The following is a 16,048-nucleotide window of genomic DNA, read 5'->3' on the forward strand; positions in this document are numbered from 1 at the left end:
CGGTAACGGGTTCAGTTGACCGGTACTAATAGGCCGAGGACTTGACTACTAAGCTGCTACGCGTCCACTGTGCAACTCTGAACAAACACCCACCCATTGTGGTGATGGTTGATATGTTCATAGAGTTACGGCGGTCATGGCGGAGGGGAAACGCCCGGTCACATTCCGAACCCGGAAGCTAAGCCCTCCAGCGCCGATGGTACTGCACTCGTGAGGGTGTGGGAGAGTAGGACACCGCCGGACAATCTTCCAGAAATGGCCACCCCCGATCGGGGGTGGCCATTTCTGCATTCCCCACCAAAACCCCGGCGCGCGCTCGGTGCCTCCGGCCTCGGCCCTTGTCCCGCCAAGCGCCGGTGATCATGAAGTTATTGCCTCGACACGCCGATGACAGTGGCAACAACTTCATGATCAACGCACCGAGGGCGGGGCGAGGGGGAGTCTGGCGGGGAGCTGGAGGGGTCAGGTTCGGGATTGCATTTCGTTGCGGAGATCGCCCAGGAGGGCGCCCGCGTCGGTCACCGACCTGCCGGGGAACATCGCCATCACGACGCTGCCGTGGTCGGCCCAACCGCAGACCGCGAAGTCGCCGCCCTCACCGCTCGTGCTGCCGCACTTCATGACGCCACCCAGCTTGCCCGCGGGCACCTCGCGCAGCCCTGTCACCGCCCCGGTCTCGTCGGACATCAGGCCGAAGAGGCTGTCCAGGTCGCGCTCGGGTTGCCAGAGCAGCGTCGTGCCGCCGAAGATCAGGACCGCGCGCTTGTCGTCGGCGGGGTCGCGGTAGACGGTGCCGAAGCTCCGGTCCAGGTCGATGTCGGCGGCCAGGCCGCTGCGCAGGTAGTCCGCCGTGCTCTTGGCGCGTTCGCTGTCGTCCCGCGTCAACCCCGCCGCCCGCTCGGGAGAGGTCAGCCGGGTGTCCTTCTGCTGCGCCACACGCCACCCACCGACCCCCAGCACACCCGCGCCCGCGAGACCGACGACCAGGGCGACCGTCCAGCCGATCTTGCGGCGGCGGGACCAGCCACCGGACCGCTCGTCGGGATCGCCGCCGGTGTCCCGAGTGCTCAGCTGGATCGGCTCCTCGGTCAGTTCGACCGGCTCGCGGCCGTGGTCGAGCGACCGGTCGGTGAGATGTGCGTCGGACATAGCCGACACCGTACGCGAACGAGAGGTGGCGCACGTCAGGTCCGCGGAAGCCCTTCGTAGACTTGTCGGGTGACCGAGAGACTGGATGCCCGACGCCCCGACGCCCCGACGCTTGCCGGCCAGTACCAGCCCGGCGAGGTAGAGCAGCGGCGGTACGAGCAGTGGGTAGCCGCTGGGCACTTCCGGGCCTCTGCCGACAGTGACAAGCCCCCCTTCACCATCGTCATCCCGCCGCCGAACGTCACCGGCTCGCTACACATGGGCCACGCGTTCGAGCACACGCTCATGGACGCCCTGACGCGGCGCAAGCGGATGCAGGGCTTCGAGGCGCTGTGGCTGCCCGGCATGGACCACGCCGGCATCGCCACCCAGAACCTGGTCGAGCGCCAGCTCGCCGCCGAGGGGCTGTCGCGGCACGACCTCGGCCGGGAGAAGTTCGTCGAGCGGGTCTGGCAGTGGAAGGCCGAGTCCGGTGGCAAGATCCTCGGCCAGATGCGCCGCCTCGGCGACTCCGTCGACTGGGAGCGGGAGCGCTTCACCATGGACGCCGGCCTGAGCCGCGCGGTCCAGACGATCTTCAAGAAGCTCTTCGACGACGGCCTCATCTACCGGGCCAACCGGATCATCAACTGGTGTCCGCGCTGCCTGACCGCACTGTCGGACATCGAGGTCGAGCACACCGACGACGACGGTGAGCTGATCTCGATCCGCTACAGCGACGAGGTCGTGGTGGCCACCACGCGGGCCGAGACGATGCTCGGCGACACCGCCGTGGCGGTGCACCCCGACGACGAGCGCTACCAGCACCTGATCGGCACCGAGGTCGAGCTGCCGCTCACCGGCCGACGGATCCCGATCGTCGCCGACGCGCACGTCGACCCGTCCTTCGGCACCGGCATGGTCAAGGTGACCCCCGCACACGACCCGAACGACTTCGAGATCGGCCAGCGGCACGACCTGCCCTCGCTGACCGTCATGGACGAGCGCGGCGTGATCACCGTGCCCGGCCCGTTCGAGGGGCTGGACCGGTTCGAGGCGCGGCCGGCGATCGTGGCCGCGCTGCGCGAGCAGGGCCGGATCGTCGCCGAGAAGCGCCCGTACGTGCACGCCGTCGGTCACTGTTCGCGTTGCAAGACGACCGTCGAGCCGCGGCTGTCGCTGCAGTGGTTCGTCAACACCGCCCCGCTGGCGCAGGCCGCCGGAGACGCGGTGCGCGACGGTCGGGTCCGTATCGAGCCGGCCGAGCTGGCGAAGCGCTACTTCGCCTGGGTCGACAACATGCACGACTGGTGTATCTCCCGCCAACTCTGGTGGGGGCACCGCATCCCGGTCTGGTACGGCCCGGCCGGCGAGATCGTGTGCGTCGGCCCGGACGAGACGCCGCCGACCGGCGAGGGTTGGCACCAGGACGAGGACGTCCTGGACACCTGGTTCTCCAGCGGCCTGTGGCCGTTCTCGACCCTGGGCTGGCCGGAAGAGACCCCGGACCTGGCGAAGTTCTATCCGACCAGCGTGCTGGTCACCGGGTACGACATCCTGTTCTTCTGGGTCGCCCGGATGATGATGTTCGGCCTCTACGCGATGGACGGCCGGCCTCCCTTCGACGTGGTCGCGTTGCACGGGATGGTGCGTGACCAGTTCGGCAAGAAGATGTCGAAGTCGTTCGGCAACGTGGTCGACCCGCTGGACTGGATCGACAGGTACGGCGCCGACGCCACCCGGTTCACGCTGGCCCGGGGCGCGAACCCCGGCCAGGACGTGCCGGTCAGCGAGGAGTGGTGCCAGGGCTCGCGGAACTTCTGCAACAAGCTCTGGAACGCCACCCGGTTCGCGTTGATGAACGGCGCGCACACGACCGGCGACCTGCCGCCCGTCGAGCAGCTCTCCACCGTCGACCGGTGGGTCCTGTCCCGGCTGGCGCACGTCACCGCCGAGGTCGACGAGCAGTTCGAGGCGTACGAGTTCGCCAAGGTCTGTGACCTGCTCTACCACTTCGCCTGGGACGACGTCTGCGACTGGTACGTCGAGCTGAGCAAGCCGGTGCTCGCCGAGGGCGGTGAGCGGGCCGACGTGACCCGCCGGGTTCTCGGCCACGTCCTGGACCAGCTGCTGCGGCTGCTGCACCCGGTCATCCCGTTCGTCACCGAGGAGTTGTGGCTCGCGTTGACCGGCGGCGAGACGGTGCAGGCCGCCGCCTGGCCGGTGGCCGACCGGTCGCTTGTCGACGACGCCGCCGAGGTCGAGCTGGCCGCCGTGCAGCGGGTCGTCACCGAGATCCGCCGGTTCCGTTCCGACCAGGGGCTACGCCCGACGCAGCGGGTCGCGGCCCGCCTGGACGGGCTGGCCGGGGCCGGCATCGCGGCCCACGAGCCGCTGATCCGGTCGCTGGTCCGCCTCGACCCGGCCGGTGACGACTTCCAGGCCAGCGCGACGTTGGCCATGCCCGGCGCGGTGGGTGTCGCGTTGGACACCCGGGGGTCGATCGACGTGGCCGCCGAGCGGGCCCGGCTGACCAAGGACCGCGCGGCCGCCCAGAAGGAGGTCGCGCAGGCCCGGGCGAAGCTCGACAACCCGGCCTTCATCGGCAAGGCCCCCGAGCCGGTCGTCGCGAAGATCCGCGACCGGCTCGCCACCGCCGAGGCCGACCTGGTCCGGATCGACGCCGCTCTGGAGACGCTTACCTCGTGACCGACCGCACCGATTTCGCCGCCGCCGAAGCCGAGCTGAACGCCCGCGGTTTCACCCGCATGGTGTTCGAGCTGGACCGCATCGAGTCGCTGCTCGACCTGCTCGGGAGTCCGCAGCGGGCGTACCCGTCGATCCACCTCACCGGCACCAACGGCAAGACGTCCACCGCACGGATGATCGACTCGCTGCTGCGGGCGTTCGGGCTGCACACCGGCAGGTACACGAGTCCGCACCTGGAGACCGTCCGGGAGCGGATCAGCCTGGACGGCGAACCGGTGAGCGAGGAGCGCTTCGCCGCGGTGTACGGGGAGATCAAGCCGCTTGCGGAGCTGGTCGACGCGCGCTCGGACGAGCCGCTGACGTACTTCGACATGACGACCGCGTTGGCGTTCGCGACGTTCGCCGACGCGCCCGTCGACATCGCCGTGGTCGAGGTGGGTCTCGGTGGCGCCGAGGATGCCACGAACGTCATCCAGGCCGGCGTCTGCGTGATCACTCCGATCGGCCTGGACCACACCGAGTGGCTCGGCGACACGCTCCAGGACATCGCGCTGGCCAAGGCCGGCATCATCCACCCGGGCGCCACCGTGATCTCGGCGGCGCAGGAGGAGGAGGCCGCGCGTCCCCTCCTCGAACGCTGCTCGGAGGTGGGCGCCACCATCGCCCGCGAGGGCGCCGAGTTCGGCGTGCTGAGCCGGGCGGTCGCCGTCGGTGGGCAGGTGCTCAAGCTGCAGGGCCTCGGCGGCGTCTACGACGACGTGTTCATCCCCCTGCACGGCGCGCACCAGGCACAGAACGCCGCGGTGGCGCTCGCCGCCGTGGAGGCGTTCCTCGGTGCCGGGGCCCGCCGGCAGTTGGACGTCGAAGCCGTCCGGGAGGGGTTCGCCACGGCCAGCTCTCCGGGTCGGCTGGAGCGGGTCCGCAGCGCCCCGACCGTCCTGCTGGACGGTGCGCACAACCCGCACGGCATGGCCGCGACCGTGACCGCGCTCCAGGAGGAGTTCGCGTTCAGCAAGCTGGTGGCGCTCGTGGGTGTTCTCGCCGACAAGGACGCGAGCAGCCTGCTGGAGCTGCTGGAACCGGTGGCCGACGTCGTGGTGGTCACCCGCAACAGCTCGCCACGGGCGATGCCGACGAAGGAGCTGGCCGCGCTCGCCGTCGAGATCTTCGGCGAGGAACGCGTCGAGGTGGCCGAGGAGGTGCCGGACGCGATCGAACTGGCGGTCGCGCTGGCCGAGGAGGACGTACCCGGTGAGCTCAGCGGCGTCGGTGTCCTGGTGACGGGTTCGGTGGTCACGGTCGCCGACGCCCGCCGGCTGCTGAAGCGATGACCGGCCCCGAGCGCGATCCCCGCGCCACCGACGCGACCGACCTGGACCGCGACCCGCGCGCTACCGACGAGGCGACCGGTCCGGACCGCGATCGGAGCGCTCTGGACCAGGACACGGCCGCATCGACGGCGGGGGAGCCGGAAGCCGGGCAGGTACGGCGCTCCGGCCTGCGGAACCCGCAGGCGGCCGTACGGGGTCTCGGCGCGGGAACGCTCGGCCTGGAGGCGCTGGTGCTGCTGCTGGCCATCCAACCGATCCGGGTGGTCGGCGGTGACCTGGGCGGCGCGGCGATCGCCGTGGTGGTGGCCCTGGCGGTGGCCGCCATCCTGCTGGCCGGCATGATGCGGCGTCCCTGGGCCTGGCACGCCGGCACCGTGTTGCAGGGCCTGCTGATGCTGGCCGGGCTGCTGCACTGGTCGCTGCTCGTGCTGGGCATCATCTTCGCGCTGGTCTGGGCGTACGCGCTGCACGTCCGCCGGGTCATCCTCGGCTGACGCCCGAGGGTCCGGTCAGGCGTCGGCGCGTTCGCGCCACTGGGTCAGGGCGATGCCGTGGCCGTCCGGGTCCCGGAAGGCCGCCGCCCACACCTCCAGCCTGCTGCCCCGGTTGACCACGCGTGGGGCGTACGTGAAGCGGACACCGGATCCGCGCAGCCGTCCGTACGCCGCCTCGATGTCGTCCACCTCGAGGTTGACGTGCACGAGCCGGCGACTGATGGGCGCCGCCCCGGTCACCTCGCGCAGCACCAGCCGGGTCGAGCCGAAGGCGAGCACCGCGTTGCCGGTGCCCTGGTCGACCTCGGTGAAGCCGAGCATGTCCCGGTAGAAACCGAGCGACCGGGCCAGATCGGTGACCAGCAGGGTCAGGCCGACGCCGCTGATGGGACCGGCCGGATCAGCCGCCGACGCTCCGTCGTACCCGAAGATCGCCTCGTCCAGGGCCTCGGCGGTGACGGTCTCGCGGACCGCTCCCGCCGGGGTCGGGTCGTCAAGCGGCAGGTCCAGCGGGTCCAGCGGGTCGGTAGCGAGTGGGCCGGTCCGCTGCGCCGGCGGGGCGTCGGCCGGCCGGTCCGCGCTCGGCGCGGACCGGGCCTGCGCTCCCGCGTCCACGCGGTCGTCGTCGGACTCGGCGGCACGGACGTCGTCCGGGTCGGCCGGGTCGACGTCGGGCTGGTCGAAGTGCTCCTCGGCCGGAGGCCGGGGTGCGGGAGTGGCCCGGCGGGGCAGTCCCGCACCGGGCTGCTGCTCGACGACGACGCCTTCGAGGACCACCGGGCCGCCCGGGGTCTGGCTCACCACCACCGGCTCGCGCTCGTCGGATACGACGGACCGGTCGTCGCGCAGGGGGTCGGGACCGCGCTGGTCGCGGAACGGGTCGGGACCGCCGCGCTGGTCGCGGAACGGATCGGGGCCGCGCGGGTCGCCGAACGGGTCAGGGCCGAACGGGTCGCCGCCGCGCGCGTCCCGGAAGTCGTCGTCGGGCGCGCGGTCCGCCCACGGCGGGGCGTCCTGCTCGATCAGCACCTCGTCCACGGGGTCGATGTCGCCGAACTCGGGCGGCAGGTCCGCGACGGCCGCAGCGGTCTCGGCGTGGGTCGGCACCTCGTCCCAGAGAACCTTGACGTGCCGCTGGTCGTCGAGCGCGACCCGGATGGGCAGGGTCTGGCCCAACGACGGCCACTTGGAGACCGGCACCCGCGGCTCGATGATCTTCTTGGATCGGGGCGGCAGGCCGGGCGCGTCGATGACCAGTTGCAGCTCGCACCGGCCGAACGCGTACTGGGTGGGTGGTTCGGAGGCGCTGTGCACGTGCGCCACGCCGACCACCCAGGTGCGTCCGCCGCCCTTCACGGTGGCCAGCGCGATCGCCAGCACCAGCAGGGCGACGCCGAGCGCGACGATGGCCCAGCTCGTCATGCCCAGCCCGAAGAGGACGACGAAGGTGGCCACGGTGCCGAGCACCGTGCCGATCAGCTTGCGTACCGGCGCGATGGGCCGGTTCCCGCCATTCGCCACAGTGGACCTCCCGGGGGTCAGGGCCAGGCTAGGCCGGATCGGCCACCGGAGGAAAGACCGGCCGCCGCGCCGGCGCCGGGACCGGGTCGCTAGGCTGACCGTACCGAGCCCAAGCGTTCTGCGCGTACAGGAGGAACCCAGCGTGTCCAACGACAGCCCGGAAGAGCGCAGCCTCGTGCTGATCAAGCCCGACGCGGTCCGCCGCGGCCTGGTCGGCGAGGTCCTCTCCCGCTTCGAGCGCAAAGGGCTGCGGATCGACGCGATGGTGCACCGGACCATGGACGCCGCGCTCGCGGACGCGCACTACGCCGAGCACGTCGACAAGGCGTTCTACCCGCCGCTGAAGGACTTCATGACCGGCGGGCCGCTGGTCGCCCTGGTCCTCTCCGGCGACCAGGTCATCGACGTGGTCCGTGGGCTGGTCGGCGCGACCGACGGCCGCAAGGCCGCCGCCGGCACCATCCGGGGTGACCTGTCGCTCTCCAACCGGGAGAACCTGGTGCACGCCTCGGACTCGCCGGACAGCGCCAAGCGCGAGATCGCGCTCTGGTTCCCCGAGCTGGGCTGACGGCCTCGCGGTTCAGTCGGCCGGGGGCAGCTTCTCCGGGTTGCCCACCACGAAGACCTCGGTGATCCGGCCGGCTGCCGCGGCGACGGTCAGCGTGTACCGGCCGCCGTCGGCGCGGGTGAGCAGGATGCCCGGTTCGCCGTTCAACTCCAGCCGACGCGCCGTCCACCCACGGCGTGGGCCCCAGATCCCGGCGTAGAAGCGGGCGACCCGGTCCGCGCCCTGCACCGGGTTGCGCGCGGAGCGGACGTGACCGCCGCCGTCGTTCCACGCCGTGACGTCCGCGGCCATCAGGTGCGTGAGCGTCGTCAGGTCCCCGTTCCGGGCGGCGGCGAGGAACGCCTCCAGCAACCGCTCACGCTCGGACCGGCTGGTCGTGAAGCGGCGGTCGTCCTGACGTACGCGCTTGGTCGCCCGGTGGTACAGCTGACGGCAGTCCTGCGGGGTCCGGTCCAGGATCTCCGCGATCTCGGCGTACGGCAGGTCGAACGCGCTGCGCAGGACGTACACGGCGCGCTCCGGCGGCGTCAGCCGTTCCAGCACGTGCAGCAGCGCGGTGGACAGCGAGTCCCGCAGCTCCGCTCGGTCCAGCGGGCCGAACGGCGAGGGTTCGGTCGGCACGGGCTCGGGCAGCCACGGTCCGACGTACGTCTCGCGGGCCGCCTGCCGGGCCCGCAGCCGGTCCAGCGCGAGCCGGGTCACCACCCGGGACAGGTAGCGGCGGGGCTCGGCCACCGTCGAGCGTTCGACGCCCAACCAGCGCAGGTACGTCTCCTGGAGCACGTCCTCGGCGTCGTGTCGACTGCCGAGCAGGCGGTAGGCGAGCCCGAGCAGCATCGGCCGGTGCGCCTGGAGCGCACCGGCCGCCTCTGCCGCCTCGGTCGTCACACCTGCGCCGGGGGCTCCGTGTGCGTCGTCACGGCGATGCGATTCCACACGTTGATTGTGGCGATCGCGAGGACCAGATCGGCCAACTCCTTCTCCGACCAGATTTTCGCGGCGGCGTCCCACACCTCGTCCGACACCCCGTGCTCGCCGAGCCGGGTCACCGCGTCGGTGAGCGCCAGCGCGGTCTGCTCCCGCTCGTCGAAGAACGACAGCGCCTCCCGCCAGGCGGCCACCGCGAACAGCCGCCGGCTCGACTCGCCGGAGGCGAGGGCGTCGCGGCTGTGCATGTCCACGCAGTAAGCGCAGCCGTTCAGTATCGACGCCCGCAGCTTGACCAGCTCCAGCACGGTGTGGTCGACGTTCGCCTGGACGTACTTCTCCAGACCTGACACGGCCTGGTATCCCTGCGGCGCGACCTCGAAAAGCTTCATCCGTTGCACGGCAACCTCCTTGATCGGTTCGACACCGCTACGACGGTCCGACCGGTCGCGCTGTGACAACCGGGGCTATGAGCCCGGTCACGTCGAGGGGGTCAGCCGCGGGTCGCGGGGACGGTGTCCGGGAGCACCTCGCGGGGGCGGGGGATCCGGACGACCTCGTCGTCGGCGTCGCCGGACGGGCGGTCCCGGTCGCCGGGTGCGGGTCGCGAAACCCGTGCCGCCAGGTCACGACCCACCTTGATCATCGGTAGCTCCACCCAGCGGTAGAGCACGTCCGCGAGGACCAACGCCACCACCACGGCGGCCACGAAGATGGTGGTGTTGTGCTGCCCCACCGCGGGCAGCAGCCCGACCGCCGCCCGCGCCGCGATGGCCTGGACCAGGTACATCGAGTACGACCGTTCGCCCACGAACACCAGCGGCCGCAGCCCCAGCACACGGGCCAGGACGCTGCGCGACAGCAGCGCCGGCAGCAGCAGCGCGGCCGCCGCCGCGTAGCAGCCGATCAGCGCCTCCTGGCCGAAGCGGGCCGGCCAGTACCGCACCGCCACCTGCACCGCGGCGAAGGCCACGATCACCACGCTGGCGGTGACCGGGTGGGTCAGCGGCCGGAACAGGGCGAAGCCACGCGGGTGGTGCATGAGCACGGCCGTCAGGCAGCCGAGCAGGATCGCCACGTAGTGGATGGGCCAGCTCAGCCAGCCGATCTCCGGGGGGATCAGCGCGACGAGGAGCACGAGGAGCCCGAGGGTCACGGCGAGCCGGCGACGGAAGGCGACGGTCACCAGCACGAAGGCGATCGCCGGCCAGAGCAGGTAGAACTTCTGCTCGATCCCGATCGTCCAGGAGTGCAGGTACGGGGCGTTGGCCGGCAGGAAGTCGTTGAGCAGCAGCAGGTAGTAGCGCAGCGAGCGTTCGACCGCGTCGGCGGTGCCGTTGAGCCGGGCCAGGCCCCAGGTCAGGAACAGCACGAGCAGGTACACCGGCATGATCCGGAAGAACCGCCGCAGGTAGAAGGCGCGCAGCGAGACCCGACCGTAGCGGTGTTCCTCCCGCAACAGCAGCGTCGTGATCAGAAAGCCGGAGAGCACGAAGAACAGATGTACCCCGATCCAGCCGGTCAACCAGGCCCAGGACGGGCCGCCGAAGTGGAAGGCGAAGACCATCACGGCCGCGACGGCCCGCAGGCCGTCCAGAGCGGGGAATCGACGCATGGCCTGGAACTCGTCGTGGTTGAGCGGACGCACCGGCGAAGTCTGCGCGAGCCCGTGACCGGGGTCAAGCCGCGCTGGTCGCCCGCTCGCGCCCTTCGGACAGCAGGCGTTCCGGCGCCCGTCACCGGGATCGCTGGCCGCGGTCATCTGCGCCCGGTACACCCACGGGGTCAACCCATGACCGGGAGGAAGCATGACCGAGCTTGATCGACGTACCCTGCTGCGGGCCGGCCTCGTGGCCGGAGCCGGAGTCGCCGGCGGCGCGCTGCTGGGCGGCGCCGGCGCGAACGCCGCTCCGGCCTGGCGTCCGGCGGGACGCCCCGTGCTCACCCACGGGGTGCAGAGCGGCGACGTGACCGCGGACTCGGCGCTGGTCTGGACGCGGGCCGACCGCCCGGGCCGGATGCTCGTCGAACTGAGCCGCCGCCCCGACTTCCGGGGCGCGCGGCAGCTCCGTGGCCCGGTGCTGGGCCCGAACGCGGACTTCACCGGCAAGGTCCGGCTGCGGGGCCTGCCGGACGCCGAGCGGCTGCACTACCGGGTCCGGGTGGAGAGCCTGGACCGGCACGGGGTGGTCAGCGAGCCGCTGACCGGCTCGTTCACCACCGCGCCGGGCCGGCACCGCCGCCGGGACGTGCGGTTCGTCTGGACCGGGGACATCGTCGGGCAGGGCTGGGGGATCGATCCCAACTTCGGCGGGCTGTCGATCTTCCGGGCGATGCGCGCGACCCGTCCGGACTTCTACCTGTGCAGCGGCGACACCGTGTACGCGGACGGCCCGCTCGTGGAGTCGGTGACGCTGCCCGACGGGCGGATCTGGCGCAACCTCGTCACCCCGGAGAAGAGCAAGGTCGCCGAGACGCTGACCGAGTACCGGGGACAGTTCGCCTACAACCTGCTCGACGAGCACCTGCGCGAGTTCGCGGCGGCGGTGCCGCAGATCAACCAGTGGGACGACCACGAGGTGCTCAACAACTGGTATCCGGGGGAGATCCTGGACGACCCGCGCTACACCGAGCAGCGGGTCGACGTGCTCGCCGCGCGGGCCAGCCAGGCGTTCCACGAGTGGTTGCCGGTGCCGGACAACGGGCCGCTGTACCGGCGGATCTCGTACGGGCCGCTGCTGGACGTCTTCGTGCTGGACATGCGGACGCACAAGGACCCCAACGACGGCAACACGTACGCCGACCCGAAGCGCGGTCTGCTCGGCCGCGAGCAGCGGGAGTGGCTGATCCGGGAGCTGAAGCGCTCCACGGCGACCTGGAAGGTGATCGCCAACGACCTGCCGATCGGCGTCGTGGTGCCGGACGGTCCGGGGGCGCAGGAGGGCGTGGCGCAGGGCGACCCGGGCGCTCCGCTCGGGCGTGAGCTGGAGTTCGCCGAGGTGCTGCGGGCGACCCACCGGGCCGGGGTGACCGGCATGGTCTTCCTCACCGCCGACGTGCACTACTCCGCCGCGCACCACTACGACCCGTCCCGCGCGGCGGTCGGTGACTTCACGCCGTTCTGGGAGTTCGTCTCCGGCCCGGCGCACGCCGGCGCGTTCGGCCCGAACGCCCTCGACGGCACGTTCGGACCGCAGGCGGTCTTCGTGCACGCCCCGCCGCGCGCGAACACCTCCCCGGCGGAGGGTTTCCAGCACTTCGGCGAGGTCCAGATCGACGGCGAATCCGGGGCCCTGACGGTGCACCTACGCGACCGCGACGGCGCGTCCCTCTGGACCACCACCCTCCCAACCCCCTGACCCTTGACCCCAGTCCCTGGTTGATCATGAGGTTATTGCCGCGACACGCCGGGTGACGGGCAATAACTTCATGATCACCAGGGCTGGGGGTGGGGTGGGGTTAGAGGGTTTCCAGGGAGGCCCGGCGGCGGGATTCGGCTTCGAAGACCTTGAGCAGGGCGGCGGCCAGGACCGCGTACGCGACGGCGATGGCCAGCTCGGCGGCGAGTTGGGGTGCGACGGCGGAGAAGCCCTCGCCGGCGACCAATCGGCGGGCCCCCTCGGCCGCGTGGGTGATCGGCAGCAGCTCACCGGTGACCCGCATCCAGGACGGCAACCCGGCGGCGGGCACGTTCACCCCGGTGAGCAGGAGCAGCAGGGCCACCGACACGTTGGAGACCAGCCAGACGTCGCGGAACCGCAGCCCGATCGCACCCAGCGTCAGGCCGAAGAACCCGCAGGCCAACGCCGCCACCGCCAGGGTGAGCAGCAACCCCGGCAGGGCGTCGGCCGGTACCCGCAGGCCCAGCAGCAGCGACGCCGCGGTCACCGTGGTCACCGCGATCAGCAGCCCGTTGCCGGCGTACGGCAGGACCCGACCGAGGAACACCGCAGTGCGGCTGCGGGGGGAGAGCAGCACGTGCCCGAGGGTGCCGAAGCGCCGCTCGTTGGAGACGGCCATGGTGCCGCCGAACACGCAGGCCAGTGAGGCCGCCAGCACGGCGTTGCCGGTGATGTAGAAGCCGTCGTCGGCGACGCCGAGCTGCCGTCCCAGGTAGGCGAAGAAGAGCAGTTGGAACAGCGGGCCGACGAGCAGCGTGCCGACGAACATCGCCGGGGTGGTCCAGTTGAACAGGGCCCGGTAGGCGATCACGCCACCGGTGCCGATCAGGCGCAGCAGTGCGGTCATCTTCGCCTCCTCAGGCCAGGGCGAGGGTGGCCGCCGCGCGGGCCCGCCGCTCGACGTGGGTCATCATCAGCGCACCGAGGGCCAGGCAGGCCAGGCTGATCGCCAGGCAGATGCCGAGCGAGGGCCAGACCGGTCCGTTGCCGGTGGCCGCCTCACGGACCGCCCGCGCTCCCCACGTGGTCGGCAGCACGGCGCCGATCGGGCCGGTCCAGCCCGGCAGGGCGGTGATCGGGATGAGCATCCCGGAGACCAGCCAGATCGGGTACTCCAGGGTGTTGGTGAGCGCGTTGGCGTTGCGCAGCAACACGAACGTCGAGGCGAGCAGCAGACCGAACATGCCGAGTCCGATGATGCAGCCGGGCACCGCCACCGCGAACGCCAGCGGGTCGGCGAAGGTCAGCGGGATGCCGTACAGCAGGCGACCCCAGGCCAGGGTGGCGAGCATGGCGTACGTACCGGTGAGCGCGGTCGCGAGGGTGATCGGCAGCACCACCAGGGCCGGCGGTCGGGGCGCCAACATGATCATTTCCAGGGTGCCCTGCCACCGCTGGTTCTGGATGGCCCCACCCGAGCCGAACAACACCGACGACCAGATGCCCATCAGCCCCGCACCGACCGCGGCCTCCAGCAGCCGACCCGGCTCACCACCGGCCCGGAACAGGTAGACGGCCAGCGTCGCCTGCACCACCGGAATGATCAACGCGGTGGCGATCTCGAACGGCGAGCGGCTGAGCTGCTTGGCGTGCAGCAGCGCGCCCACGGCGATCATCCGCAGCGTCCTCACACCCGCACCGCCTCGGCCGGACGGTCCTGCGCGTCGACTCGGTTCACGATCGCCACGTACGCGTCCTCAAGGGTGGGCCGTCGGGCCGTCACCCGACCCAGTCGCACCCCGTCCAGTGCCCGCAGCACGTCCGCCTGCACGTCCACCCCCGCGTCGGACTGCACGGTCAGCACCTGCGCCGCGCCCGTGACGACCACGCTCGCCTCGCGCACCCCGGTCAGGGCGTGGATGCGCGCGAGCTGCGCGTCACTCACCCCGTACGCCTCGACCTCCAGCACCTGCCGGCCGTCGGCGTGGTGCCGTAACTCCGCCGGGGTGCCGAGGGCCTGGATCGCCCCGTTCGCGATCACGGCGATGCGGCCGCACAGCTCGTCGGCCTCGGCCATGTAGTGGGTGGTGAGCAGCACTGTGGTGCCGGTGGCGGCGAGGTCGGCGACTGTCTGCCGCAGTTCCCGGGCGGCCACCGGGTCCACCCCGATCGACGGCTCGTCGAGGAAGAGGACACGCGGCCGGTGCAGCAGGCCCCGGGCGATGTGCAGCCGCTGCCGCATGCCCCGCGAGTAGCCCTCCACCCGGTCGTTCTCCCGGCCGGTCAGCCGGACCAGCTCGAACAGCTCGGCGATCCGCCGCTTCTGCTCGCGCCCCGGCACGCCGTACAGCTCGGCGAAGTAGCGCAGGTTGTCCCGCGCGGAGAGCCTGTCGTACAGGCCGCGGTCGCCGCCGAAGACGTACCCGATCCGTCGGCGTACCTCCCGGGTCTGCCGGACCACGTCGAACCCGCAGATCCGGGCCTCACCGGCGGTCGGGATGAGCAGCGTGTTCAGCAGCTTGATGGTCGTGGTCTTCCCAGCGCCGTTCGGCCCGAGCAGGCCGAACAGCTCCCCGTTGCCGACCGTCAGGTCGACGCCGCGGACCGCCTGGACCTCCCGGCGCTGGGGTCGTAACCACCCGGTGCGGCTGCGGTACGTGCGCCGCAACCCGACCGCCTCGATCGCGTGTTCGCTCATGTCGGGAGGTTAGGAGTGGCCGGGGTGGGTGGGAAACGAATTCGGACCGGGCCGAATCCTCAGGCCGAGGCGGTCGTCGGTTCGTCGCCGACGAGCTGCACCAGGGCCACGCCGGCCGGCTCCAGGCCGTACAGCACCCGACGGCCGACCCGGCGGCGGTGCACCACCCCGGCGGCGAGCAGCGCCGAGAGCTGCTCCGAGACGGTGCTCGGGGCCAGCCCCAGGGTCGCGGCGAGACCGGCTGTGGTCGCCGGCCGGGTCAACGCCCGCAGCACCTGTGCCCGACCCCGACCGACCAGCACCGCCAGCCGGTCGGTGGTCGGTGCGGCACCCGGCGCCGGTACCGGCCCGCCCTCGGCGAGCAGCACCGCCCCGCGCGCCTGGTAGGAGACGGCGACGATCTCGGGATGATCGGTGGAGCAGGTGAGCGCACCCCGCGAAAAGATCAACGGAACCAGCAGCAGGCGCTGGTTCACGGCCTCGAAGCGCTGCTCCAACGGCTTTACGAGCGTCAGCACCGGCTTGTCCCAACGCACCCGTTCGTGCAGGTCGGCCAGCAGCGCGTCCGGGCCGTCGGCGGCGAGCGCCCGCGCCCGGTGCAGCACCTCCTCGTCCAGCGCCGCCCGCATCGCCGGCCACCAGGGCGCGATCGCCGCGTTCCAGTACGCCTCGATGCCGTCGGCGAGCCGGTCCAGGGCGGCCTGCCGGTCCGTCACGAACGGGCTCAGCCACCCGGGCAGGTCGTCGAGGCGGTGGTAGCGGGGGATCTGCTCGGCGATCACCTCCGCCGGCGTCGCGCGCAGTTCGGCGAGCTGCTCGGCCAGCGTCGGCGCGGCGGACGAGGGGACGGGCGTGAGGAAGTCCGGCGCACGTGAACCGATGGTCAGCACCCGGACCGGCGCCGTCGCCGGCACCTCGGCGAGCACCCGCCGCGCGTGCCGCGCCCACCCCGTGTACGGCCAGGGCGCCTCGCCCGGATTGCGGTGCAGCACGTACAGGCTGGTCAGCACCTCCCAGAGAGGGCTGGTCGCGATCCGGGTGCGGGCCAGCGTCGGCTCGTCCAACTCGATCCGGATCACCCGGCCAGCCTAGGGTGCCCGCGCGCGCCATTACTCGGCGGCGCGGCGGTGGGCCTGTCGAGTATCGTTGTGCACCGTAAGGCGATGACCCGGCTATCACCGGTGAGCCTCCGGAAGAACAGCCGGGTGACCGGCCCAGTAGAACCGGACGGGTCCGGCCCGTCACAGCCGGCCAATGAGCGGGCGGTCGATCCTGACCGCCAAGCGGGGTGGTACCGCGGGCCACCCGGGAGCGCCGTTTCAGGCGTACCC

At 71.7% G+C, this 16,048-nt stretch carries 14 protein-coding genes and 1 rRNA gene; 6 read left to right on the forward strand and 9 right to left on the reverse strand.

Going from position 1 to position 16,048, the window contains the following annotated elements; all coding sequences use genetic code 11:
- The first annotated feature begins 126 nt into the window (after positions 1 to 126).
- Positions 127 to 243, forward strand: a 5S ribosomal RNA gene (rrf, locus tag ABZ272_RS29205).
- A gap of 219 nt (positions 244 to 462) precedes the next feature.
- Here rrf and ABZ272_RS29210 read toward each other — a convergent pair.
- Positions 463 to 1,149, reverse strand: a complete 687-nt coding sequence (locus tag ABZ272_RS29210) for a hypothetical protein (RefSeq protein WP_355053150.1) — start codon at positions 1,147 to 1,149, stop codon at positions 463 to 465.
- 69 nt (positions 1,150 to 1,218) lie between these two features.
- On the opposite strand from ABZ272_RS29210, the gene ABZ272_RS29215 reads away from it, so the two are divergent.
- Genes ABZ272_RS29215 through ABZ272_RS29225 form a run of 3 tightly spaced genes read left to right on the forward strand, consistent with a single transcriptional unit; the run spans position 1,219 to position 5,662 of the window.
- Positions 1,219 to 3,837: a valine--tRNA ligase gene (locus ABZ272_RS29215; RefSeq protein ID WP_355053151.1), complete on the forward strand. Its 2,619-nt coding sequence runs from the start codon at positions 1,219 to 1,221 to the stop codon at positions 3,835 to 3,837.
- Positions 3,834 to 5,168 carry a folylpolyglutamate synthase/dihydrofolate synthase family protein gene (locus ABZ272_RS29220; RefSeq protein ID WP_355053152.1) on the forward strand — a complete coding sequence of 445 codons (1,335 nt, stop codon included), beginning with the start codon at positions 3,834 to 3,836 and terminating at the stop codon, positions 5,166 to 5,168. Before ABZ272_RS29215 ends, ABZ272_RS29220 begins: the two co-directional genes overlap by 4 nt.
- Complete coding sequence (locus tag ABZ272_RS29225; RefSeq protein WP_355053153.1) at positions 5,165 to 5,662, forward strand: DUF4233 domain-containing protein; 498 nt, start codon at positions 5,165 to 5,167, stop codon at positions 5,660 to 5,662. Before ABZ272_RS29220 ends, ABZ272_RS29225 begins: the two co-directional genes overlap by 4 nt.
- Positions 5,663 to 5,677: 15 nt before the next feature.
- Here the strand turns inward: ABZ272_RS29225 and ABZ272_RS29230 are convergent, their stop codons facing one another.
- A complete protein-coding gene (locus ABZ272_RS29230; RefSeq protein ID WP_355053154.1) occupies positions 5,678 to 7,183 on the reverse strand; it encodes a VOC family protein in 1,506 nt (501 codons plus the stop codon).
- Between the two features lie 142 nt (positions 7,184 to 7,325).
- Here ABZ272_RS29230 and ndk point away from each other — a divergent pair, with 142 nt between their 5' ends.
- Positions 7,326 to 7,751 (forward strand): nucleoside-diphosphate kinase, encoded by a 426-nt coding sequence (gene ndk / locus ABZ272_RS29235; RefSeq protein ID WP_355053155.1) that lies wholly within the window; start codon positions 7,326 to 7,328, stop codon positions 7,749 to 7,751.
- Positions 7,752 to 7,763: 12 nt separating this feature from the next.
- Here the strand turns inward: ndk and sigJ are convergent, their stop codons facing one another.
- From sigJ to ABZ272_RS29250, 3 genes are all read right to left on the reverse strand, one after another.
- Positions 7,764 to 8,639: an RNA polymerase sigma factor SigJ gene (gene sigJ, locus ABZ272_RS29240; RefSeq protein WP_355053156.1), complete on the reverse strand. Its 876-nt coding sequence runs from the start codon at positions 8,637 to 8,639 to the stop codon at positions 7,764 to 7,766.
- On the reverse strand, positions 8,636 to 9,079 hold the full coding sequence (locus ABZ272_RS29245) for a carboxymuconolactone decarboxylase family protein (protein ID WP_355053157.1): 444 nt from the start codon (positions 9,077 to 9,079) through the stop codon (positions 8,636 to 8,638). The genes sigJ and ABZ272_RS29245 overlap by 4 nt, the downstream gene beginning before the upstream one ends.
- A 92-nt stretch (positions 9,080 to 9,171) precedes the next feature.
- Complete coding sequence (locus tag ABZ272_RS29250) at positions 9,172 to 10,326, reverse strand: acyltransferase (protein ID WP_355053158.1); 1,155 nt, start codon at positions 10,324 to 10,326, stop codon at positions 9,172 to 9,174.
- 160 nt (positions 10,327 to 10,486) lie between these two features.
- Between ABZ272_RS29250 and ABZ272_RS29255 the strand changes: the two genes are divergently transcribed.
- Complete coding sequence (locus ABZ272_RS29255) at positions 10,487 to 12,037, forward strand: alkaline phosphatase D family protein (protein WP_355053159.1); 1,551 nt, start codon at positions 10,487 to 10,489, stop codon at positions 12,035 to 12,037.
- A 100-nt stretch (positions 12,038 to 12,137) separates the two neighbouring features.
- Here ABZ272_RS29255 and ABZ272_RS29260 read toward each other — a convergent pair whose 3' ends face one another.
- Genes ABZ272_RS29260 through ABZ272_RS29275 form a run of 4 tightly spaced genes read right to left on the reverse strand, consistent with a single transcriptional unit; the run spans position 12,138 to position 15,796 of the window.
- Positions 12,138 to 12,926 (reverse strand): ABC transporter permease, encoded by a 789-nt coding sequence (locus ABZ272_RS29260; protein WP_355053160.1) that lies wholly within the window; start codon positions 12,924 to 12,926, stop codon positions 12,138 to 12,140.
- A 10-nt stretch (positions 12,927 to 12,936) separates the two neighbouring features.
- Positions 12,937 to 13,710 (reverse strand): ABC transporter permease, encoded by a 774-nt coding sequence (locus ABZ272_RS29265; protein WP_355053161.1) that lies wholly within the window; start codon positions 13,708 to 13,710, stop codon positions 12,937 to 12,939.
- Positions 13,707 to 14,717: an ABC transporter ATP-binding protein gene (locus ABZ272_RS29270; RefSeq protein WP_355053162.1), complete on the reverse strand. Its 1,011-nt coding sequence runs from the start codon at positions 14,715 to 14,717 to the stop codon at positions 13,707 to 13,709. The genes ABZ272_RS29265 and ABZ272_RS29270 overlap by 4 nt, the downstream gene beginning before the upstream one ends.
- Positions 14,718 to 14,776: 59 nt before the next feature.
- On the reverse strand, positions 14,777 to 15,796 hold the full coding sequence (locus ABZ272_RS29275) for an ArsR family transcriptional regulator (protein WP_355053163.1): 1,020 nt from the start codon (positions 15,794 to 15,796) through the stop codon (positions 14,777 to 14,779).
- Positions 15,797 to 16,048 lie beyond the last annotated feature (252 nt).

This window comes from Micromonospora sp. NPDC005979 (genome assembly GCF_040614415.1).
GTDB lineage: Bacteria > Actinomycetota > Actinomycetes > Mycobacteriales > Micromonosporaceae > Micromonospora.

What these genes read in the sequence shown, in the direction of transcription:
- ABZ272_RS29210 (WP_355053150.1), bottom strand. Translation starts at nt 1,149, where the DNA reads ATGTCCGACGCACATCTCACCGACCGGTCGCTCGACCACGGCCGCGAG.
- ABZ272_RS29225 (WP_355053153.1), top strand. Translation starts at nt 5,165, where the DNA reads ATGACCGGCCCCGAGCGCGATCCCCGCGCCACCGACGCGACCGACCTG.
- ABZ272_RS29255 (WP_355053159.1), top strand. Translation starts at nt 10,487, where the DNA reads ATGACCGAGCTTGATCGACGTACCCTGCTGCGGGCCGGCCTCGTGGCC.
- ABZ272_RS29260 (WP_355053160.1), bottom strand. Translation starts at nt 12,926, where the DNA reads ATGACCGCACTGCTGCGCCTGATCGGCACCGGTGGCGTGATCGCCTAC.
- ABZ272_RS29270 (WP_355053162.1), bottom strand. Translation starts at nt 14,717, where the DNA reads ATGAGCGAACACGCGATCGAGGCGGTCGGGTTGCGGCGCACGTACCGC.